The following is a 19,879-nucleotide window of genomic DNA, read 5'->3' on the forward strand; positions in this document are numbered from 1 at the left end:
GCAGAACTCAGCGGGCGTGGGCCTCCTCCTCGAGGAACGCATCTCGCCCGTGTCTGGGCCCAGGACGTCGGTCGGCTTCCTGTTTTGGTGTTATGTATGGAGATTGTTTAGATGACTGAGGGCACCGTGAAGTGGTTCAACTCCGAGAAGGGGTTCGGCTTCATCACTCCCGACAACGGCGGCGGCGACGTCTTCGTGCACTACAGCGAGATCCAGGGCAACGGTTTCCGTACCCTCGAGGAGAACGCTCGCGTGCAGTTCGAGATCGGCCAGGGCCAGAAGGGCCCGCAGGCCACGTCGGTCAGCCTGATCTGACCTGCGTCTATCGCTAAGTCGCCACCACTCCCGGTTGCGGGGGTGGTGGCTTCTTTCGTTTCCGCACCCGGTGTGTTCGCCGCCGCGTCTCACGATGCGGATCCTGTTGCCCGCCAAGGCTTTCTGTGCCTGACCGGCCATTGTGGATCACCCGATCGTGGACCGCTCGGGCCTCGTAGGCTCGCGGGCATGAGCGAAAACACTTACCTCGTCACCGGGATGTCCTGCGGCCACTGCGCGCAGTCGGTCACCGAGGAACTGACCGGGGTGCCCGGAGTCGAGAACGTCGCCGTCGAGGTCGAAACCGGACGCGTGACGGTCCGCAGTGCCGAAGCCCTCGACGAGACGGCCGTGCGCGCCGCGGTCGAGGAAGCCGGGTACACCTACGAAGGGCTTGCTTCTCTCGTTTGAACGATGGGTAGCCACGCCGGAACCCAGGGTAGGCTCTGGCCGGCGTGGAGGCACGGCCGATGCAACGTCCGTGCAACCCTTTCCTCCGCGCGGCCGGACGCGTGTGCTGGTCCCCTGGCGGATGTGGACTGAGGGGGATGCTCGATGGGGGAAGTCGTTGCGGGAATAGTGGCGAACCCGGCGTCCGGACAGGACATCCGCAGACTCGTCACCCAGGCGTCGGCCGTTCCGGTCGAGGAGAAGGCCAACCTGGTGCGTCGGCTGCTGTCGGCGTTCGCGGTGACCGGCGTCGAACGCGCCCTGCTGTCCACCGATCTCGGCGGCATCTCCGCCGCGGTGCTGCGTGACCTCGGCCGCGAGCCGCTGCCCGCGGTGGAATTCTGCGACGAGGACACGCTCACCGGCACCGCGCAGGACACCGTCAACGCGGTGCGCCGGATGGTCGACGCCGGGGCAGGCGTGATCGTGTGCCTCGGCGGCGACGGCACCGCGCGGGTCGCCGCGAAGGCGTGCGGCGACGTGCCGCTGCTCGCGTTGCCGACCGGGACCAACAACGCGTTCCCGCAGGCCGGCGAGGCCACCGTGGCCGGGCTCGCGGCCGGGATGGTCGCGAGCGGCCAGGTCGACGCCGACCTCGTAACGCAGCGAGTCAGCATGCTCGAGGTGGTGACGAAGAACCGCCGCGAGATCGCGTTGGTGGACGTCGCGGTCTCGATGAACAAACACGTCGGCGCGAAGGCGCTGTGGGACCCCACCGCGCTCACCGAGCTGTACTGCACCTTCGCCGAGCCGGACGGCATTGGCCTGTCGAGCATTGCCGGACAACTGTGTCCGAGTTCTCGTTCCAGCGCGGAAGGCGTGGCGCTTCAGCTTGGCCCGGCCGACAGTTCCGCGTACGTGGTGCAGGCCGCCATCGCGCCCGGCGTGGTGCGTCCAGTCGGCGTACGCGGCTGGGGAGTGCTGCGTCCCGGCGTACGTGTGGACCTTGCCGCTGGCGGCGGCGTTATCGCAGTCGACGGAGAACGCGAACTGGAGCTGAAGAACGGCGAAGGCGCGTACGTCGAGCTGCGTTCCGATGGGCCATGGTGCGTCGATGTACGCGCCGCGATGGCCGAAGCAGCAACCCAGGGGTTGCTGCGCAGTACCGCCATAAGTGGAACCGGCGAGAAAGGCCGAAGCCACGGTCGGTGCGCTGGCTGAGATCACGTGCAGGTGACACCTTCTGGGTGTCGTTCGCTGCGCCTTGCCCGACCGGCTACCTTCTGCGAGTGGCACACGGGGAGGATCGGGGATGAGCAGCACTGCGACGCGGCCGGAAACGACTGCCGAGCCCCCACCGGTGGAACCGGAGGGCCGCAGCGGAATCGCCGGGCTGTTCGACCTGCCCGGCCAGGCGGTGCGGGCGGTCGTGAGATCGACGACCACCACGCCCGGCAAGCTGTCGCTGCTCGCGGTCGCGCTGGTGCTGCTGTCGCTGGTGGCCGGGCTCGTCGGCGTGTTGTCGGTGAAGGACAAGGACAACACGATCAACGGCCTGATCGACCACCGCGAACCGCTCGCGGCGGCCGCGCAGCAGGTGTTCCGCTCGCTGTCGGACGCGGACGCGACCGCGGCCAGTGCCTTCCTTTCCGTCGGCACCGAACCGCCCGCGCTGCGGAAGCGGTACGAGCAGGACATCGCCGAGGCGGGATCCGCGCTCGCCCGCGCGGCGTCGGACACCACCGACGTCGGTGACGCCGCCCACCAGGTGGACGTCCTGAACCAGAAGGTCCCGGTCTACACCGGGATCGTCGAGACCGCCCGCGCGAACAACCGGCAGGGTTTCCCGTCCGGCGCCTCGTACCTGCGCGAGGCTTCGCAGCTGATGCGCTCGACGATCCTGCCCGCCGCGGACTCGCTCTACAAGGCGCACACCAAGAAGCTTTCCGACGAGCAGGACAGCAGCAGCGACGTGCCGTGGGCGGCGATCGCGCTGGTCCTCGCCGCGCTCGCGGCGCTGGTGGCCGCGCAGATCTACCTGACCCGGCGGACAAACCGCGTGCTGAACATCGGGCTGCTGGTGGCCACCGGCTGCATGGTGCTGTCGCTGCTGTGGGGCGCGGTCGCGCTCGTCGTGCAGGGCAGTCTCGTCGCGACCGGGCGCACCGACGGCACGTCGCAGGTCGACATCCTGGTGCGGGCCCGGATCTACGCGCTGCAGGCGCGCGCGGACGAAACCCTCACGCTGGTCGCGCGCGGCGACGGCGGCGCGTACGAGCAGCAGTTCATCAAGCTGGCCGAGAACCTCGTCGGTGCCGACGGCAAGGGCGGTTTGCTCGGCGAGGCGCGCCACCTCGCGTCCGGCACCACGGGTGAGCAGAAGATCGAAGCGGCGGAACAGGCCGCGCGCGAATGGTCGCTGGCCCACCTTCAGGTGCGCCGCCTCGACGACGGCGGGCAGTACCAGGAGGCGGTGGACTTCGCCACGAGCGTGAGCCCGAACAGCGCCGCCGCCGCGTTCGCCCGGCTCGACACGAACCTCCAGGCCGCGATCGACGTCTGCCGCCAGGAATTCCTCGACAGCACCAGATCCGGCGACAACGCGCTCACCGCGCTCGCGGCGGGCGTCGGCGTGCTGTCGGTGCTCGCCGCGGGCGGCGTGACAGTCGGCGTGCGAGAGAGACTGAGGGAGTACCGGTGATCCGGTCGCGGCACTTCGTCCGGACTGCCGTCCTCGCGGTGGTCGCGCTTCTCGCCGCCGCCTGCGGGACGGCGGACCGGCCGATGGAAGCCGCGCCGGTCACCGACGCGGCCTGGCCGACCCCGGCGGGCGTCGGCGGCCCGGACGCCGCGGCCGGCGGCGATTCCGACACCAGCTGCAACCCGCTGGCCAGCCTCGCGCCGAGTGGTCTCGACCCCTCCGGGCCGAGCCTGCAGAAGATCAAGCAGCGCGGGAAGCTCATCGCGGGCGTGGACCAGACCACCTACCTGTTCGGCTTCCGGAATCCGAAGACCGGCAAGCTCGAGGGCTTCGACATCGACCTGGTCAACGCGATCGCCAAGGCGATTTTCGGCAGTTCCGAAGGGCACGTGCAGTACCGGGCGATCACGTCGTCGCAGCGGGAGACGGTGCTCAAGGAACACCAGGTCGACGTGGTGGTCCGGACCTACAGCATCACGTGCGCCCGCCGTCAGCAGGTGCAGTTCTCGTCGGTGTATTACGTGGCGGGGCAGAAGATCCTGGTGCCGAAGACGTCGAAGGCGCAGTCGCTGGCCGACCTCGCCGGGAAACGCGTGTGCGCGGCGGCGAAGTCGACCTCGCTCGCGAAGATCGCCACCGACCCGGCCAAACCGGTCGCGGTGTCGGTGCCGAACTGGTCGGACTGCCTGGTGATGCTGCAGCAGGCCCAGGTCGACGCGGTGTCCACGGACGACACGATCCTGGCGGGCATGGCCGCGCAGGACCCGACGGTGAAGGTCGCGGGAGACCCGATGACGCAGGAGAATTACGGCGTCGGGATCCCGAAGGACGAGGAGGACCTGGTCCGCTTCGTCAACGCGGTGCTGGACAAGATCCGCGGCGACGGGACCTGGGCCAGCAGTTACCAGAACTGGGTGGGCGCCCGGCTGGGACCGGCGAGTCCGCCGTCGCCGCAATACGGATGACCAGGCCGGTCTTGCAGCGCGGGCGCGGCGCAAGTTGTACTTTTCTTCAGCGGCAGGCTTGCCGCGGGGAGTTCGGGAGGTAGTTGTGTCGGAGGAGGCGCGCCGTCCTCGGCACGCAGCACCGGACGGGGACGGCGACCAGGCGAAAGCCGGGGACCAGCCGTCCGGGCGGGGCGAGGCCGACGCTTCGTGGACCCCGCCGCCGCCAGTGCGCTGGGACACCCCGGAACCGTCGGTCTCCGGGCGGCTGGAATCGCAGCCGGATCCCGACGCCGAGACGTTGATCAACGCTCCGGTGCAGCGTCCGCAGACGCAGCGGGGGCCGGGTGCTCAGCCGAGCCAGCCCGCTCAGCAAGGGCAACCGGGACAGTCGAGTCAGCCCGCTCAGCAGGGACAGCCTGCTCAGCAGGGGCAGCCAGTTCAGCAAGGGCAACCGGGCCAGGGTGCTCAACCGGGTCAGGCCGCGCAGAGCCCATCGAGCCAGCCCGCGCAGCCGGGTCAACCCGCACAGCCGGGTCAAGCAGCGCAGCAGCCGCGAACGCAGGGCCGCCCGGCTCCGCGCGGCGGCCAGCCGATGCCCCCGCAAGGCCGTCCGCAGGGCCAGCCGTATCCGCCGCAGTCGCGCACCGGCCAGCGCCCGGTCCCGCCGAACCGTCCGCAGCAGGGACAGCAGCCGCAGCAGGCACCGGGAAACCGGCCGCCGCGCGCCACCGGTCCGAACTCCGGCCCGATCCCGATGGGGACGCAGGGCCAGCGTCCGGCTGAAGGCTCCGAGGCCCCGACGCGTCCGCCCGGCGATCTCGCGCCGGTGATCCTGCCGCAGTCGAACCAGCCGGTCGCTCCGGTCGATCCGGCCGCGCCGATGCCGACCAGCGTGCTGGCCAGCCCGACGCCGCACACCCAGAGCATCATGCCGCCGACCCCGCGCGTGGCCCCCGCCGACGGCGGCCCGCTGCCCGATCACGGCACGGACAGCGTCCTGCCGTCCGGCGGCAGCGAGGGGCACGGCACCGGCACCCACGGTTCGCAGGGCTCGCAAGGCACCGGAACCGGTACCGGAACGGGCTCCTTCCCCGGCACCTCCCGGCGCACCGGCTCGCGCGGCACCCGTCGTTCCCGCCGCGGACGGCTCGGCGCGGGCCTCATCGACGTGCCGCCGGTGCCGTACCGCGATCCGTCGACCGCGGTGCTGGCGAATCCGGTGGTGGCCGAGGACAAACGGTTCTGCGGCAACTGCAGCGCGAAGGTCGGCCGCGGCAAGGACGGTCAGCCGGGCGAGCCCGAGGGCACCTGCGAGAAGTGCGGCACGCCGTTCTCGTTCGTCGCGAAGCTGAAGCCGCACGAAGTCGTCGGCGGCCAGTACGAGGTGCTCGGCGCGCTCGCCTACGGCGGTCTCGGCTGGATCTACCTGGCCAAGGACCACAACGTGTCCGACCGCTGGGTCGTGCTGAAGGGCCTCATCGACACCGGCGACTCCACCGCGATGGCCGCCGCGGCGAACGAGCAGCGGTTCCTCGCCGAGGTCGAGCACCCGAACATCGTCAAGATCCACAACTTCGTGCAGCATCCGGACGCGCAGACCGGCAACACCGTCGGCTACATCGTCATGGAGTACGTCGGCGGCCAGTCGCTGCGCCAGCTCGCGCTGCAGCACCACCGGGAAAGCAACCGGCCGGAGCCGCTGCCGATCGGCCAGGTCATCGCGTACGGGCTGGAGATCCTGCCCGCGCTCGGCTACCTGCACGGCCAGGGCCTGCTGTACTGCGACCTCAAGCCGGACAACGTCATCCAGACCCGCGAGCAGCTCAAGCTGATCGACCTCGGCGCGGTGCGGCGGATCGACGACTACGAGAGCCCGCTGTTCTTCACCACCGGCTACAGCGCGCCCGAACTGGCGTCGCAGGGCGCGTCGGTGTCCTCGGACCTCTACACGGTCGGCCGGACGCTGGCCGTGCTGAGCTTCGAGTTCGCCGGCTACACCCGCGAGTACAAGAACACGCTGCCCGGCCCGGACGCCGTGCCGCTGTTCGCGCTTTTCGGCTCGTACTACCGCTTCCTCAAGCGCGCCACGCACGCCGACCCGGACCGCCGGTTCATCGCCGCCGACGACATGGCCGACCAGCTGACCGGCGTCCTGCGCGAGATCATGGCGCTCGGCACCGGCCAGCCGCGCCCGGCCGCGTCGACCGTGTTCGGACCGGAGAGCCGCACTTTCGGCGTCCACCTGGTGGTGCCGGAGCAGGGCGAGCGCGTGCCGCTGCCGGACGCCGCGGAGGTCGTCGCGGGCCTGCCGATCCCGCAGGTCGACACGGACGACCCGGCCGCTGGTGTGCTCGCCACGACCACCGCGCTTGATCCGCACGAGGCGATCGAGGCTCTGGCCACCGCGCCGCGGGAGTCGATTGAGGTCCGGCTGCGGATTGTGCGGGCGCGGATCGAGCTGGGCGAGTTCGTCGAGGCGCAGCGGCAGTTGCAGGCGGCGCAGTATCTGGCGATCCGGCACGGGTTCCCGCACGACTGGCGGATCGACTGGTACCGGGGTCTCATCGAACTGGCCGGTGGGCGGCCGCGGGTGGCGCATGTGGCGTTCGACGCGGTGTACGACGACCTGCCGGGGGAGATCGCGCCGAAGCTGGCGTTGGCGGTTAGTGCCGAGGGCGTTGGTGATTACTTCGGTGCTGCTCGGTTCTATGAGCTGGTGTGGCGGACTGACCGGACTTATGTGAGTGCTGCGTTTGGGCTTGCTCGGGTGTATCTGGCGCAGGGGGCGCGGCAGAGTGCGGTCGAGGTGCTGGAGGGGGTTCCGGCTACTTCTACGCATTATGTGGATGCGCAGGTCGCGGCGATCAAGATCAAGACTCGGGCGCAGGGGGTGGGGACTGGGGAGCATCCGACTGTTACCGAGGGCGATCTGGTCGACGCGTCTGGGCGGTTGCAGCGGTTGAATCTTGATGCTGAGCGGCATACGCGGCTTAGTGCTGAGGTGCTGGAGGCGGCTTACGACTGGCTGAAGGTGCCTGGGCAGGCTAAGCCGGGTGCTGCGGTGAAGGTGTTGGGGTGTGAGCTGGAGGAGCGGGACGTTCGGTTTGGGTTGGAGCGGTGTTATCGGTCGTTGGCTCGGTTGACTGATGATGCTGGGGACCGGATTGCGTTGGTGGACCGGGCTAATGCGATTCGGCCTCGGACGTTGACGTGATGGGGTGATGGCTCGTCGCCCTGGCGGGCGACATTGCACCTCGGGGGTTGGGGGCACCCCGAAGCCTGATTGTGATGACGGTCTGAGGGTGCTTGTCAAGGCGGGAAAGATGCCTTGACAAGCACCCTCAGACCGCATTTTGGCTTCGTATCGGGGTGCGGGGGTGGTGTGGGTGCACGGCTGGGGTGCGTGCGGCGGTTAGGGGTTGATGTCCCATTCGCGTTTGTTGCGGCGGTGTTGTTCGGCGAGCTTCTCCAGTGCTTGCGGGTCGCCGTGGGTGCTGAAGTGGTCGAAGCCGACTGCGATGAACACTGCTCGTGCGTTGACTGCGACCGGGCCGTCTACGGCGTCTAGGTGGCCGTCTGCGCTCACGTAGATCTTTCGGCCGGCGACTCCGTCTAGGCGGGCCTCGATGTACAGCGTGGAGCCGACTGGTACTGGGCGGCGGAAGTCCGTCTCTAGCTTGCCGGTCACTGCGGGGCGGTGCAGCAGGTTGCCGACCGTTGAGCCGAGTGCCTCGTCGAAGGCGCATGCCAGCAAGCCGCCGTGTGCTAGTCCGGGGGCGCCCTGGTGTGCGGCGGTGACGGTGAACTTCGAGTGCACCGTGTAGCCCTCGCCGATGGCTGACCGCAGGTGCAGGCCGTCGTCGACCTCGTCGCCGCAGCCGAAGCACTCGGCGAAGTGCGTGCCTAGTTCGGTGCCGGGCGCGGGGGCTTTCGGGTGGATCTCCGGCGGCTCCACCGGCGTGGGCGGCCACGGGCCGGAAACAGGACTCATGGGACGACGTTAACCCGGCGGAAGGACCCGCCGGCACCCGCCCTGACCGGCGCGGGTGCATTTCCTGCGCACAGGGTAGTCGGAAAATTCCGCACGGTAGAAATTTGGCGACTCATCCTGCCAGCTCGGTTCAACGGGTCAAGACTGGGGAAATGTGCTCCAACGGATGGACCGGGACGTGTGCAGGAGGAGGTCACCGCCGGGATGAGTGAGCCAAAGACGGGGAAACCCGAGGTCGATCAGAGAACAGTCAAACGCGCGGTGATCGCGTCCGCGATGGGTAATGCGACCGAGTGGTACGACTACGGCGTTTTCACCTCGGGTGCGATCGCGACGAGTATCGGAACACTGTTCTTCCCCGGCGAGGGCAACGCGGTGCTGAAATCGCTCGCCCTGCTGGCCGTCGGTTTCATCGTACGGCCATTCGGCGGAGCGTTCTTCGGCCCATTGGGGGACAAGCTCGGCAGGCAGAAGGTCCTCGCGATCACCATTCTGCTGATGTCCGGCTGTACGTTCCTGGTCGGTGTGCTGCCGACGTACGCGGGCAGTTACAGCATGGGCATCGCGGCTCCGATCGCGGTGCTGTTGCTGCGGCTGATCCAGGGCTTCTCCACCGGCGGCGAGTACGGCGGCGCGGCGACGTTCATCGCCGAATACGCGCCGACCAAACGCCGCGGTTTCTTCGGCTCGTTCCTGGAGATGGGCACGCTGGCCGGTTACGTGCTCGGCAACGCGACCGTGTTGATCACGTCGCTTTCGATGTCCACCGAGCAGTTCGACTCGTGGGGCTGGCGGATCCCGTTCTTCATCGCGCTTCCGATCGGTGCGATCGGGCTCTACCTGCGGTCGAAGCTTGAGGACACGCCGGAGTTCCGCCGGCTCGAGGCGGCGGGCGAGAAGGCGGAGAAGGCTCCGCTCAAGGAGACCATCCAGCGCAACTGGCGGATGATCCTGAACCTGATCGGGATCGTGCTGCTGGTCAACATCGCCGACTACATGCTGCTGACCACGATGCCGTCGTACTTCACCGACACGCTGAAGATCGGCTCCACCGAATCGAGCCTGATCATCATCGGCGTGGAAATCGTGCAGTTCGCGCTGCTGATCCCGCTGGGCTCGCTGTCCGACCGGATCGGCCGGAAACCCTTGATGCTCACCGCGGCGATCGGGTTCATCGTGCTGAGCTGGCCCACGTTCAAGCTCATGCAGACCGGCAGCCTGGTGTGGCTGATCGTCGGCTTCCTGGTCGTGGCGATCCTGCTGGCACTGCTGCTCGCGGTGATCGGCTCGACGTTCCCGGCGATGTTCCCGACGCGCGTGCGCTACGGCTCGTTCGCGATCGGCTACAACATCTCGACGTCGCTGTTCGGCGGTACCTGTGGCGTGATCGTCACGGCGCTGATCGACAGCACCGGCAACCCGGACTGGCCCGCGTACTACCTGATCGTCGCGGCGCTCATCGCGCTGATCCCGATCATCAAGATCCCGGAGACGTCGCAGGTGCCGATCGAGCAGATCGACACCGCGGACACCGGCGGCAAGCTGGCCGGCGTCGGCAAATGAGTACTCGCTGAACCGATAAGAAGACCGCCCTCCGTCCATTAAGGACAGAGGGCGGTCTTTCGTTCTAAGCTCAGTTGTTCTGCGTCGCCTCGACCGCCTGCGGAGCGAAGCGCTTACGTGCCCAAGCTGCCAGGCCACCGGCGACCACGACGGCGACAACGGTTTCGATCATCAGTGCGACGAGCACCATGGTGCTTCCTCCTCGGGTTCTCGGGCCGGCCAATGGTGTGCCGGCTGAGCGACGGGTTCGACGGCCGCTCCGGCCGCCACTGAGAACATCGCCCCGAAAGCCCGGGATATTTCGTCGAAAACCCACTTGATCTGGTGACGTGCACCACTCTTGCCGCGAAAGCGTTTCAGCGAGAGGTCTGGCTGGGTAACGCCGTGCTTCCCGCAGGTGAACCCACTGACGCGGGGGCTCGTTCGCCGGTGGTCTGGTCCGCCCGCGGCGGTGGTGCCGGCCGGGACGTACCCGGCCGCGGGACCGTCTGCCGCTCTGTCGGAGGAACCTTGTCCGGAGCGCCCGGCTGAACCCCCGGCGCCGGATCCGGCGAAGGCACCCGCGTCTGCATGGGCGGGCTCTCCGGCGGCCCCGGCGGACTGGACGGGGCGGGCGAGACGGTGGCCAATCCCGGCCCGGCGGGCATGACCGGCGGCGGTTCGGTCCCGCGGCTGCCCACCGCGAGACCGGCCGCCACGATCACCGCGACCGTCGCCGCGGAACTGCCCGCGACCGCCCAGCGCTTGCGCCTGCGCCGGACCGCGGCACCGCGCACGATCACGTCCGCCGCGTCGAGCTGCATAGGCGGACCGTCTGGCGTCCGTGCGAACAAGGCGCGCACGGCTTCGGTGTCTTCGGGGTCGTCAGGAACCATCTCGTTCACCTCCCTCCATGGACGGGCAGCGCTTCGAAATGCGGACCCAGCCGGGCCCGCAGGGTGGCCAGACCGCGCGCGGCCTGGCTTTTCACTGTGCCGGTCCGGCAGCCGAGCGCCGCGGCGGTCTCCTCGACGGACAGGTCCTCGAAGTACCGCAGCACCAGCACCGCGCGCTGGCGCGGGGCCAGCGCGGCGAGTGCCTGCTGGATCAGCTGGTCGTGCTCAGTCTCGGCGGCAGGGGCCGGGACGTCGGGTGGTGCGTCGGTGAGCCGCTCCCGTTTCCAGCGGCTGCGGCGGTTTTCCGCGAGGAAAGTGCGCAGCACGATTTTGCGCGCGTAAGCGTCGAGCGCGTCGTGCCGGGCCAGCCGCGGCCAGGCGAGGTACAGCTTGAGCAGCGCGGCCTGTGCGAGATCCTCGGCCCGGTGCCAGTCCCCGCAAAGCAGGTAGGCGGTGGACCGCAGGCTGTGCGCGCGCTCGCCGAAGTACCGGGCGAACTCGCCGTCCCACGGCGAGTTCTGCCCGGACACCGGACGGGAGCGGGATGGCACCGGGTGATCAGCCCCAGACCGAGGGCAGGTGCAGGTCGCCGGTCGGGCCCGCGGGCACGGCGGTCGGAACGCGCTTGCCGGCGGCCTTCGGCGGCTGGCCCGGCGCGGCGACCTTCGGCGCACCCGGGGCGGGCGCGGCGGTGGTCTGGCGGTCCGTGGACGGAGCCGGTGCCGGGGCGCCGGTGGGCCGTTCGGCCGGGGCGGTCTGCGTCGGGGCCGGCTGCGCCGCCGGCGGGGCGTCCGCGGCGAAAGCGACCGCGCCGCCGGTCACCGCTCCTCCGACGAGCAGCAGGGAGCCGATGGCGAGAGCGAAGCGAACACGCACGAGTTTCCTCCTGGTTCCACGAGCGCCGAGTGGCGCTTCTCTGCTCTAGTCATGCCGTCGGCCGTCGCCGGGGTTGCATCGGATTTTGTGTTTTCTGGACAGACGAACGGCCGGGAGCCTTGGAGGTCTCCCGGCCGTCCGGTGGTGCTCAGTCCTCAGGCGGACAACGCCGACAGCTTGGTCCACGCCGCCCAGTCGTAGGTCCAGTCGCTGTAGTCGCCGTCCTTCGGGCCCAGCTGCTGGGTGCTGCCGGAGATCTCCACCGGGTCGCCGGGAAGGACGCTGTCGTAGTAGGTCTTCGCGTTCTTCGGAGCCAGGTTGAGACAGCCGTGCGAGATGTTCTTCTTGCCCTGCGCCCAGATCGACGCGGCGAGACCGTGGATGAACTCGCCGTTGTTGGAGATCCGCACCGCCCACGGCACGTTCACGTCGGTGTAGCCGTAGCGCGGGTTGCTCATCGAGTAGGTCTCGTGCTTCGACATCACCACGTGCGTGCCGCTGTGCGTGACGCGGCCAGGGTCGGAGTCGAGGCCGTAGCTCACCGGGAAGTCCATCACCTGCTGGCCGTCCCGGATGACCTGCATCGTGTGCTGCTGGGTGTTGCCCTTGACGATCTGCGAGCGGCCAATGGTGAAGCTCGCCGAGACGTCCTGCTTGCCGTAGACGCCGTCGCCCATCGAAATGCCGTAGATGTTGGCCGAGACGACGACCTTCGTGTTCGGCTTGAAGTACTCCTTCGGCCGCCAGTGCACCGAAGCGCCGTCGTTGAGCCAGGCCCACGCGCCCTCGGTCTTCGGCGTGGTCTCCACCGACAGCGCGCGCTCGACGGCGGCCTTGTCCTTGACCGCGCTCGGGAACGTGAGCGCGATCGGCATCGCGATGCCGTAGGTCTGCCCGTCGCCGACGTTCAGGCTGCCCTGCATCTGGCGGCGCGGTTTGACCGTGGTGAACGAGCCATTGATCTGGACCTGCTTGCCGTCCTCGCCGGTGGCCTGGCCGGACCAGGTGTAGGTCTTGCCGTAGCCGAGGTCTTCGGTGGTGCTCCAGCTCTTCTTGTCCGGCGACGGCTGGCCCTGCACCTGTTTGCCTTCGGCGTTGGTCAGCGTGACCGCTCCGAGGGTGCCGTTGGTGACGGTCACCTTCGCCGGTTCGCCCGGTGCCGCGTCGCTCGCCCCGGAAGCAGGCGTAACCGCCACGGCCGCCGGTTTCGTCGGCGAGGCGGGCGCCTCGGTCGGCCCCCCGCCCGCGGTCCCGCCCGCGTTCACGCTCGACCCGCCGCTGCACGCCCCGAGCGTGAGCGCGGCGACCAAGCCCAGCACCGCGACGCCGGCCCGGCGGCGTGCGAAGTGTCGGATAGTCACACCGATCCCCAATCTCCCCTTTGGTACCCCAACCACCCAGACGTCCGGGCCTGTCGTCGCGTTCACCGGAAACGGGGTGACCAGCATCACACTGCACCGAGTGACCATTACGGAAGCGGCTCGACCGACCGCGCACTGTGCATCGCCGAAGTGCGCTGGGTGTACTGGATCAGAGTAGCTTCGGGGTCCGACAGCGGTGCGTAGGCGGCGATACGACGTTCCGGTGATGCGTGCACGTCGGAACCGATCCTTGCGATCAACGGGGTTCAGATTTGGTGAGATCCCGGTAGGCTGCTGACCAGGCCGTCGTTTTGCGTGTTCGTGGCTTCACACTCGCGGAACTTCTGACGCGAGCCGTGGGGCCGAAAAGCTCTTCGCTCGTCTCGTTGGAACCGCCCGGGACGGCCTGGGTGCCGCTTCGGTGGCATTCGAAGCGGATCTGTTACGAGGAGTACAGCGGTGGCGCAAGGCACTGTGAAGTGGTTCAACGCGGAGAAGGGCTTCGGCTTCATCGCGCAGGACGGCGGCGAAGGCGACGTTTTCGTGCACTACTCGGAGATCGAGGGCCGCGGTTTCCGCACCCTCGAGGAGAACCAGCGAGTGGAGTTCGAGGTCGGCCAGGGGCAGAAGGGCCCGCAGGCCCAGAAGGTCCGTGCGATCTGAGTCAGGCCCACGCGTTTTCTCAGGCCTGAATGAAGGGCCCCGACGGGATTTCCCGTCGGGGCCTTTTTCATTGCGGGTTCCGTTGTGGGGAATGTTCGAAGCGACGGTTCCCACGGTTGATCGGGTTCGGTGCGGGGTTCGCGGTCCCGCTGTGCGCGCTCGGGTGGGATGCGCCACACCTTGATCGTCTCCGGCCGATCTCGCCGGGCCTGCCGCGTCCGGGGTTGCGGCCGCCTGGTCTGATGCGGGCGGATTTCCACCGGGCCCGGGCACCTCCGGGCGACGCCGGATCGGTTGATTGCTCGACTGTGAGTGGGTGTGCCCGAATCGACCCGATCGAGTGGCGCTAGGCCGCCTGCCGCGGCTGCGTCGACCCGGTCTGGTCGCCGAACCTCGTGAGCGGCGATCCCGGCTCTAACCGGCATCGGCACTCACGACCCCCGGCCGCCCTCGCCGCGCGACCCGCCTTGTGCCACGCACGACGTCCCTTGCGCCAGCTTCCTCGCGCCTCTTGCGTCGCACCTCGTGAGTGGCAATCCCGGTTAGAACCGGCGCCAGCACTCACGACCTCCCCGGCCGTTCGCCGCGCGAGCTTCCCCGCCTTGTGCGTCGCACCTCGTGCGTGGCCGCGCCGGTTCTAACCGGCACCAGCGCTCACGACCCCCGACCGTTCGCCGCGCCAGCTTCCCCTCGCCTCGCGAGCTGAACCTCGTGCGTGGCCGTGCCGCATCCGCCGCTGCCTGCCCACCCTGCCGCGACGCCCGGCCAGTCGTCCCGGGCATCCGCACCAAGCCCCAGCCGCTCGCTCCACACCCAGCCCTAGCGGCCCGCGAACGAAACATTCACCTGTCCCGCCCACTGGGACCCGGCCGCGTCCCGACCCCGGACAAGGGAAAACCCCCGGCCGTCGGGGGAAGCCGGGGGTTTTCGTTCAGGGGGCGGGTCAGTGTCCGACGAGCGGCTGCTCGAAGGTCTCCGCCGGGAAGTGGAATTCGTCGGTCATCGCGTCGGAGTGGCGGCGCTCCTGGGCGGAGGCGGCCTGGCCCTCCCACGAGAGGCGCTCCAGGATCCATTCCTGCGCCAGCGCCTGCGGGGTCAGGTTCCTGGCGACGGCGATGTCCTTGAGCTGCTGGCTGGCGATGAGGTTCATGCGCAGCTGGTAGACCTGCGCGTCGCCGAAACGGCTGCCGGTCCCGGTGCTCTCCGGGTCGGAGTCCGGGGCGAGCGCGGCGAGGTAGCTGGTGAGTTCCTTGTCCTCGACGACTTCGTCGCCGGCGACCTTGGCGGCATTGCGATGCCGCCCGCTCGAGACGGCTTTGAGGTTCGTGCGGCTGCTCAGGCGGCCGAGGGAGGGAAGAGGCACCCGGCCACGATAACGGTCAGGTCTCGGCAAACAAACCACTGTGAGCCACGACACACGCATTTCTGTGCTCGGCAAGCCTAATTCGATCACCTGAACAGCCCAGTCGGTAAACGCATTTCGCGACTGTCTGTTGATCGGTGGCACGGAGGGTAGATCCGCAGGTCAGCGCCGGTGTGCAGAAATGGAGAGACCCCCGCGCCAGGGGGAGGAACGCGGGGGTCGGAGGGGATCTCCACAGGCGCTGACCGGGGGTGTGTCAGCAACACCGATTGTTGCACGAGTTCCGGGGATCGGCGAGGGGAAGCCGGGAGAAATCGTTCTGCGCGATCTTGGAATGCGTTACCAGGGCAGCTGCGGAGAGTGTTCCCAGGTTCACTCTCCGGGGGCTGCCGGTGGTGCTCGCCGCTGGTTAGCCTCGCGGCCAGTTGTTGCGAACCGCATGGAGGGGCCATGAGCGGATCGGTCGAAGTTCGTCAGTTCCTCCTTCGGTACGAAGGTGCCGACGGGGAAGCACGTCGCTGTCCGGCGGCGTGCCGGCACAGCGCGGGTCGGCGGAGGGGCAGCGGGTCTCGGACGACCAAGTCCGACGCGCCCGCCTGGCTGTCGCGGCCGGCGCGCTCGACGTGGAGGACTGTGCGCAGTTGCTGGAGATGCTCGGGCTAAGTCCGGGCGACGACGGCCAGGCGCCCGTGCAGCGCTGATCCGGGCCGCAGGGTCGTGTGTCGATGGCCGGGACCGCTGGCCGGGAGGCCTGGATCCCGGCGTGCGGAACCGTCTTCGGCGTAGAGTGGCCTGGAGCACACCGATCGTCCGGTGCGGGTCCGGACGGGGCGATCGGCGTGAAGGCGCGCGGTCAGAGCGTCGGCGCGAGTGTTGTCGCAGGTCGGAGGCTTGGCGAGCGGTTAAGGAACCCCCGGTGCAAAGCCCTTGGAACGTGCCCTATGCTTGTAATCGCTCCCAGGGGAACACCTGAGAGCGCGGTCGGTCGGTCCACCGAAACCGATCGGGCTCCCATCGTTCAGTGGCCTAGGACTCCGCCCTTTCAAGGCGGCAACGCGGGTTCGAATCCCGTTGGGAGTACGCAGTACCAGTAAGGCCCTGTGGCGCAGTTGGTTAGCGCGTCGCCCTGTCACGGCGAAGGTCGCGGGTTCGAGTCCCGTCAGGGTCGCAAGATCGTTCGGCTCCTTGCCGGCGTTCCCGGCCAGGTAGCTCAGTTGGTACGAGCGTCCGCCTGAAAAGCGGAAGGTCGCCGGTTCGACCCCGGCCCTGGCCACAGAGAATTCTCGGTGAAAGCCCCATCCAGCCGGATGGGGCTTTTTCTTGTGCCCAGGTGGTTCGGCGCGGCTACGGCAGTCAGGTGTACCGCGGCGCGGCCATCCGCTGGGATTTGCCATTCGGAAGCAGTCTTGCCAAAGCGTCCGATGGCTACTTAGCCTAAATAACATCTCAGAGGTCTGGACCACTGGAGGTCGAGAATGCCGGGAGATGTGGGGCGTCGCAGTTTTCTTGCCGGATCGGCGATCGTGGGGGTTGGGGCGATGACGCCGTTCGGAGCTGAGGCCGCGGCGGCCGGAGGGCCGGCTGGGGTGACTGGGGTGGCGATTTACGCCAACAACGTCGGTTACGCGCCCGGTGCGCCCAAGCGGGCGGTGCTCGCGGCCGAGTCGCCGCGGGCGGTTCCCCGGTTCACCGTCGCGGACGTTGCCACCGGAAAGACCGTCTTCACCGGGACCCCGCGACCGGCGGCCCAGGTTCCGGGCTGGGACGACCGGCATTACTGGACCGCGGACTTCTCCGCGCTGAAAACCGAGGGCGAGTACGTCCTGCTCGCCGCGGACGGCCGGTCCCAGCCGTTCCGCATCGGTCAGTTGGTGCTTGAGCGCTACACGCTGGCCCACGTCGTGCACTACTTCAAGGGCACCCGCAGCTCCGACCGGTTCGATCGCCAGGACCGGAAAGCGCCGATCGGTGCCAAGGGCACGCAGGTCATGGACGCACACGGCGGCTGGTACGACGCGACCGGCGACTTCGGCAAGCACTTCACGCAGCTGTCTGACCGCAGCTACTTCAACACTCTCCAGATTCCGCTCACCGCCTGGGTGCTTGCCAAGGCCTACCAGCGGCTGACCTCGCGGAACGACGCCAACTTCACCCAGTTGCGCACCTGGCTGGCCGATGAAGCGTTGTTCGGCGCCGACTACCTGCGCCGGGTGAAGCTGGAGGGCGGCGCGTTCGCCACGTCGGTCATCCAGCCTGGGCCGCCGAAGGACCCGAAGCTGCGGTACGTCCTGGCCAACGGCGACGGCGAGCCCGTCCAGGTGAATTACCGCGAGGGCGGCGGGGTCGCGATCGCCGCGCTGGCGGCCGCGACGACGCTGGACACGTCGGGCGACTACTCCCACGAGGAGTACCTGGCCACGGCGGAGACGGCGTTCGCTTTCCTGGAGCAGCACAACGTCGAGATGACCAATGACGGCAAGGAAAATATCCAGGACGACTACGGTGCGTTGCTGGCGGCGGTCGAGCTGTACCAAGTAACTAAGAAACCAGTGTACCGCGAGGCAGCGGACCGCCGGGCCCGAAATTTGTTGCGGCGCTTGGTTTCCTGGAAGTCCTACCGCGACTACTGGCGCGCGGACGACGGTGACCGGCCGTACTTCCACCCGTCGGACGCCGGGCTGCCGGTGATCAGCCTGCTCGCCTACGCCGAGATCGCTGATACGGCAACGGTTTCGGAGGTGCTGAAGGTGGTGCGGCGGTCGCTGGAGTTCGAGCTTGCGGTGACCGCTGAGGTGCCTAACCCGTTTGGGTATGCGCGGAATCTGGTGCAGGATGGGGAGGGTAAGAGGTATAGCTCATTCTTTTTCCCGCACAACGTCACGCCACGCGCGAAAGATCAGTGGTGGCAGGGCGAGAACGCGCGGATCGCCTCGCTGGCGACCGCGGCTCGCCTTGCCGCGCAACGCTTTTCCGGCGAGTTCGCCACCCGGCTGCGGTCGTACGCGGCTGACCAGCTGAACTGGATCTGCGGCAGCAACCCGTACGGCGTCTGCATGCTGGACGGCAGCGGCCACGGCAACCCGCAGTACAGCTGGCTCGGCTCATGGCAGTTCCTGCCGACGGCGGGCGGCATCGTCAACGGCATCACCGGCCTGAACGAGGACGGCAGCGGCATCGCCTGGGACCGCGGCTACGTCGTCACCGGCAAGGACGACGACTGGCGCTGGGACGAACAGTGGCTGCCCCACTCCACGTGGTACCTGTACGCGGTCGTGGTGGGGGACTGACCCTGCTCGGCGACGATCGGGGCTGGGGTTGGTCCTGCGCCGTGGCGATGGGTTTGTGGTGGTGGGGGCTGGTCCAGTTCGGCGACGATCGAGGCTTGGCGCGGTCGGGCTGGGGTTGGTCCTGCGCTGCCACGACGGGCTCGTGATGGCAGAGACTGACCCCGATCGGCAACGATCAGGACTTGGTGGGTTGGTCCTGTGCCGTCGTGAAGGGTTGTGGTGGTGGGGGGCTGGTCCAGTTCGGCGACGGTCGAGGCTCGGCGAGGTCGGGGCTGCGGTTGGTCCTGCGCCGCCACGATGGCTTCGTGATGGCGGGGACTGGCCCCGCTCGGCGACGATGTGCGGTCGGGCTGGGGTTGGTCTTGTGCCGTCGCGATGGGTTCGTGGTGGTAGGGACTGATCCCGCTCGGCGACGATGTGCGGTCGGGCTGGGGTTGGTCTTGTGCCGTCGCGATGGGTTCGTGGTGACTGACTGGAGTTGGATCGCACCAGCCACAACGAGATGTTCGTGGTCGCTGGACCAGGTTCAGTGGGCTGGTCGGGCTCGGCGCGAGTTGTGTCGCGCCGAGCCCACCATGCGATGCGCGCAGTCGCTAGATCAGCGGCCCACGGAACTTAGTCGTGCCCGGAACAAGCTGCACCGAGCCCAGTCCGCCATGGGCGCTCGCGTACGCCAGTTCGTGCGACAGGTCGCCGACGCCGTTCGTGCCGGGTTGCGGCAGCAGGTTCAGCGTGCTCAGCACGCCGAGGGCGTTGCCGTCGCGGTCGAGGAAGCCGCTGCCGGAGTCGCCGGGGATGCCGGGGGTCACGGTGAGCACCGTGTGGCTCCAGCCGCCGCCGGTGTCGCCCAGGCTGGTGCCCTGTTTGGGGGACAGCTGGGTGATTCCGCCGCGCAGTTCGGAGTTGCCGTAGCTGAGCACGGTGCCGAGTTGTTTCGTGCCGGTGGTGTTCACGCCGGTCGGTCCGCCCCAGAACGGCAGGCTCGGGTTGACCTTCGACACGTCCGCCGGGTCGATCTTCACCAGGGCGAGATCGTTGTACTGGCAGGTGTTCGCGTCGGCCTCGTGGCGGGACTGCATGGTCAGCCACGAGTTGTAGACGAGCGTTCCCGGCTTGCTCGCTCCGGTGATCGAGACCGGGGTGCCGATCGGGAGCGAACCGGCGGAGCAGCCGTTCGTTTCGGTCGAACCGCCGGTGCCGGAGCAGTGCGCGGCCTGGCCGAGGAACACGTCGGTTCCGTTGCTGAACACGAAGTTCGAGGTGCATTGCGCCCCGTTGGTGTGCGTCTGCACCCCGGGGTGCACGGCGGCGGTGTCCGCCGGGGCCCACGTCGGGGCCTCCGCCCACGCGGTCGCGGGCAACAACGCGGCGGCGGTGGCGAGTGCCGTCACCGCACTGGCCCGGGCCAGTGGTCGAGGGGTCTTCATCGGGCTCCCTTCGAGGGCGTACACGTCACTCGGACGTGTGCTACTGACTGGTAGGCGTCGGGGGTACATCACACCAGAGAGTGGTGCCAGTCACAACCGTTGTGACTTTGGGTGACTGTC

16 protein-coding genes, 3 tRNA genes and 1 pseudogene are annotated in these 19,879 nt (G+C 68.6%); 13 read left to right on the top strand and 7 right to left on the bottom strand.

What is annotated here, in order from left to right; genetic code table 11:
• Positions 1-111: 111 nt before the first annotated feature.
• The 6 genes from RPX00_RS15630 (at position 112) to RPX00_RS15655 (ending at position 7,567) form a co-directional block, all read left to right on the top strand.
• Entirely contained in the window at positions 112-315 is a 204-nt protein-coding gene (locus tag RPX00_RS15630) for a cold-shock protein (protein ID WP_009071749.1), read from the top strand.
• Positions 316-504: 189 nt separating this feature from the next.
• Positions 505-726: a heavy-metal-associated domain-containing protein gene (locus tag RPX00_RS15635; RefSeq protein WP_406640260.1), complete on the top strand. Its 222-nt coding sequence runs from the start codon at positions 505-507 to the stop codon at positions 724-726.
• A 144-nt stretch (positions 727-870) separates the two neighbouring features.
• A complete protein-coding gene (locus RPX00_RS15640) occupies positions 871-1,926 on the top strand; it encodes an ATP-NAD kinase family protein (RefSeq protein ID WP_406640261.1) in 1,056 nt (351 codons plus the stop codon).
• Positions 1,927-2,017: 91 nt separating this feature from the next.
• Positions 2,018-3,406 (top strand): hypothetical protein, encoded by a 1,389-nt coding sequence (locus tag RPX00_RS15645; RefSeq protein ID WP_406640262.1) that lies wholly within the window; start codon positions 2,018-2,020, stop codon positions 3,404-3,406.
• Positions 3,403-4,371, top strand: a complete 969-nt coding sequence (locus RPX00_RS15650) for a glutamate ABC transporter substrate-binding protein (protein ID WP_406640263.1) — start codon at positions 3,403-3,405, stop codon at positions 4,369-4,371. The genes RPX00_RS15645 and RPX00_RS15650 overlap by 4 nt, the downstream gene beginning before the upstream one ends.
• A 736-nt stretch (positions 4,372-5,107) precedes the next feature.
• Positions 5,108-7,567: a tetratricopeptide repeat protein gene (locus RPX00_RS15655; RefSeq protein WP_406642933.1), complete on the top strand. Its 2,460-nt coding sequence runs from the start codon at positions 5,108-5,110 to the stop codon at positions 7,565-7,567.
• Positions 7,568-7,765: 198 nt separating this feature from the next.
• Here the strand turns inward: RPX00_RS15655 and RPX00_RS15660 are convergent, their stop codons facing one another.
• Positions 7,766-8,344, bottom strand: coding sequence for a PaaI family thioesterase (locus RPX00_RS15660; RefSeq protein ID WP_406640264.1), 579 nt, complete (start codon positions 8,342-8,344; stop codon positions 7,766-7,768).
• Between the two features lie 204 nt (positions 8,345-8,548).
• Between RPX00_RS15660 and RPX00_RS15665 the strand changes: the two genes are divergently transcribed.
• Entirely contained in the window at positions 8,549-9,907 is a 1,359-nt protein-coding gene (locus RPX00_RS15665; protein WP_406640265.1) for an MFS transporter, read from the top strand.
• Between the two features lie 356 nt (positions 9,908-10,263).
• Here the strand turns inward: RPX00_RS15665 and RPX00_RS15670 are convergent, their stop codons facing one another.
• The 4 genes from RPX00_RS15670 to RPX00_RS15685 all read right to left on the bottom strand — a co-directional run bounded on the left by RPX00_RS15670 (position 10,264) and on the right by RPX00_RS15685 (position 13,019).
• The gene (locus RPX00_RS15670; protein WP_406640266.1) at positions 10,264-10,782 is read right to left on the bottom strand and encodes a hypothetical protein; all 519 of its coding nucleotides are present in this window, start codon (positions 10,780-10,782) and stop codon (positions 10,264-10,266) included.
• 5 nt (positions 10,783-10,787) lie between these two features.
• A complete protein-coding gene (locus RPX00_RS15675; RefSeq protein ID WP_406640267.1) occupies positions 10,788-11,333 on the bottom strand; it encodes a SigE family RNA polymerase sigma factor in 546 nt (181 codons plus the stop codon).
• Between the two features lie 7 nt (positions 11,334-11,340).
• The gene (locus tag RPX00_RS15680) at positions 11,341-11,658 is read right to left on the bottom strand and encodes a hypothetical protein (RefSeq protein ID WP_406640268.1); all 318 of its coding nucleotides are present in this window, start codon (positions 11,656-11,658) and stop codon (positions 11,341-11,343) included.
• Positions 11,659-11,813: 155 nt separating this feature from the next.
• On the bottom strand, positions 11,814-13,019 hold the full coding sequence (locus RPX00_RS15685; RefSeq protein ID WP_406640269.1) for an Ig-like domain-containing protein: 1,206 nt from the start codon (positions 13,017-13,019) through the stop codon (positions 11,814-11,816).
• A 459-nt stretch (positions 13,020-13,478) separates the two neighbouring features.
• Here RPX00_RS15685 and RPX00_RS15690 point away from each other — a divergent pair, with 459 nt between their 5' ends.
• The gene (locus RPX00_RS15690; protein ID WP_003097368.1) at positions 13,479-13,682 is read left to right on the top strand and encodes a cold-shock protein; all 204 of its coding nucleotides are present in this window, start codon (positions 13,479-13,481) and stop codon (positions 13,680-13,682) included.
• Between the two features lie 943 nt (positions 13,683-14,625).
• On the opposite strand, the gene RPX00_RS15695 is transcribed toward RPX00_RS15690, so the two are convergent.
• Positions 14,626-15,045, bottom strand: coding sequence for a hypothetical protein (locus RPX00_RS15695; RefSeq protein WP_378301456.1), 420 nt, complete (start codon positions 15,043-15,045; stop codon positions 14,626-14,628).
• Between the two features lie 450 nt (positions 15,046-15,495).
• Between RPX00_RS15695 and RPX00_RS15700 the strand changes: the two are divergent.
• From RPX00_RS15700 to RPX00_RS15720, 5 genes and pseudogenes are all read left to right on the top strand, one after another.
• Positions 15,496-15,746: pseudogene (locus RPX00_RS15700) on the top strand (hypothetical protein).
• A gap of 306 nt (positions 15,747-16,052) precedes the next feature.
• A tRNA-Glu gene (locus RPX00_RS15705) sits at positions 16,053-16,125 on the top strand.
• Between the two features lie 14 nt (positions 16,126-16,139).
• Positions 16,140-16,213, top strand: a tRNA-Asp gene (locus tag RPX00_RS15710).
• 31 nt (positions 16,214-16,244) lie between these two features.
• Positions 16,245-16,318: transfer RNA gene (locus RPX00_RS15715), tRNA-Phe, on the top strand.
• 265 nt (positions 16,319-16,583) lie between these two features.
• Positions 16,584-18,332 (top strand): glycoside hydrolase family 9 protein, encoded by a 1,749-nt coding sequence (locus RPX00_RS15720; RefSeq protein ID WP_406640270.1) that lies wholly within the window; start codon positions 16,584-16,586, stop codon positions 18,330-18,332.
• A gap of 593 nt (positions 18,333-18,925) precedes the next feature.
• Here RPX00_RS15720 and RPX00_RS15725 read toward each other — a convergent pair.
• Positions 18,926-19,759 (bottom strand): serine protease, encoded by an 834-nt coding sequence (locus RPX00_RS15725; protein ID WP_406640271.1) that lies wholly within the window; start codon positions 19,757-19,759, stop codon positions 18,926-18,928.
• Positions 19,760-19,879: the final 120 nt, after the last annotated feature.

The sequence above is a fragment of the Amycolatopsis sp. WGS_07 genome (genome assembly GCF_045278895.1).
In the GTDB taxonomy this organism is placed as follows: Bacteria; Actinomycetota; Actinomycetes; order Mycobacteriales; family Pseudonocardiaceae; genus Amycolatopsis.

Bases quoted from the DNA above. Each gene is read 5' to 3' on its own strand.
- RPX00_RS15670 (WP_406640266.1), bottom strand. From the start codon at position 10,782: ATGGTTCCTGACGACCCCGAAGACACCGAAGCCGTGCGCGCCTTGTTC.
- RPX00_RS15660 (WP_406640264.1), bottom strand. From the start codon at position 8,344: ATGAGTCCTGTTTCCGGCCCGTGGCCGCCCACGCCGGTGGAGCCGCCG.
- RPX00_RS15665 (WP_406640265.1), top strand. From the start codon at position 8,549: ATGAGTGAGCCAAAGACGGGGAAACCCGAGGTCGATCAGAGAACAGTC.
- RPX00_RS15655 (WP_406642933.1), top strand. From the start codon at position 5,108: ATGGGGACGCAGGGCCAGCGTCCGGCTGAAGGCTCCGAGGCCCCGACG.
- RPX00_RS15630 (WP_009071749.1), top strand. From the start codon at position 112: ATGACTGAGGGCACCGTGAAGTGGTTCAACTCCGAGAAGGGGTTCGGC.
- RPX00_RS15635 (WP_406640260.1), top strand. From the start codon at position 505: ATGAGCGAAAACACTTACCTCGTCACCGGGATGTCCTGCGGCCACTGC.
- RPX00_RS15645 (WP_406640262.1), top strand. From the start codon at position 2,018: ATGAGCAGCACTGCGACGCGGCCGGAAACGACTGCCGAGCCCCCACCG.
- RPX00_RS15720 (WP_406640270.1), top strand. From the start codon at position 16,584: ATGACGCCGTTCGGAGCTGAGGCCGCGGCGGCCGGAGGGCCGGCTGGG.
- RPX00_RS15725 (WP_406640271.1), bottom strand. From the start codon at position 19,759: ATGAAGACCCCTCGACCACTGGCCCGGGCCAGTGCGGTGACGGCACTC.
- RPX00_RS15640 (WP_406640261.1), top strand. From the start codon at position 871: ATGGGGGAAGTCGTTGCGGGAATAGTGGCGAACCCGGCGTCCGGACAG.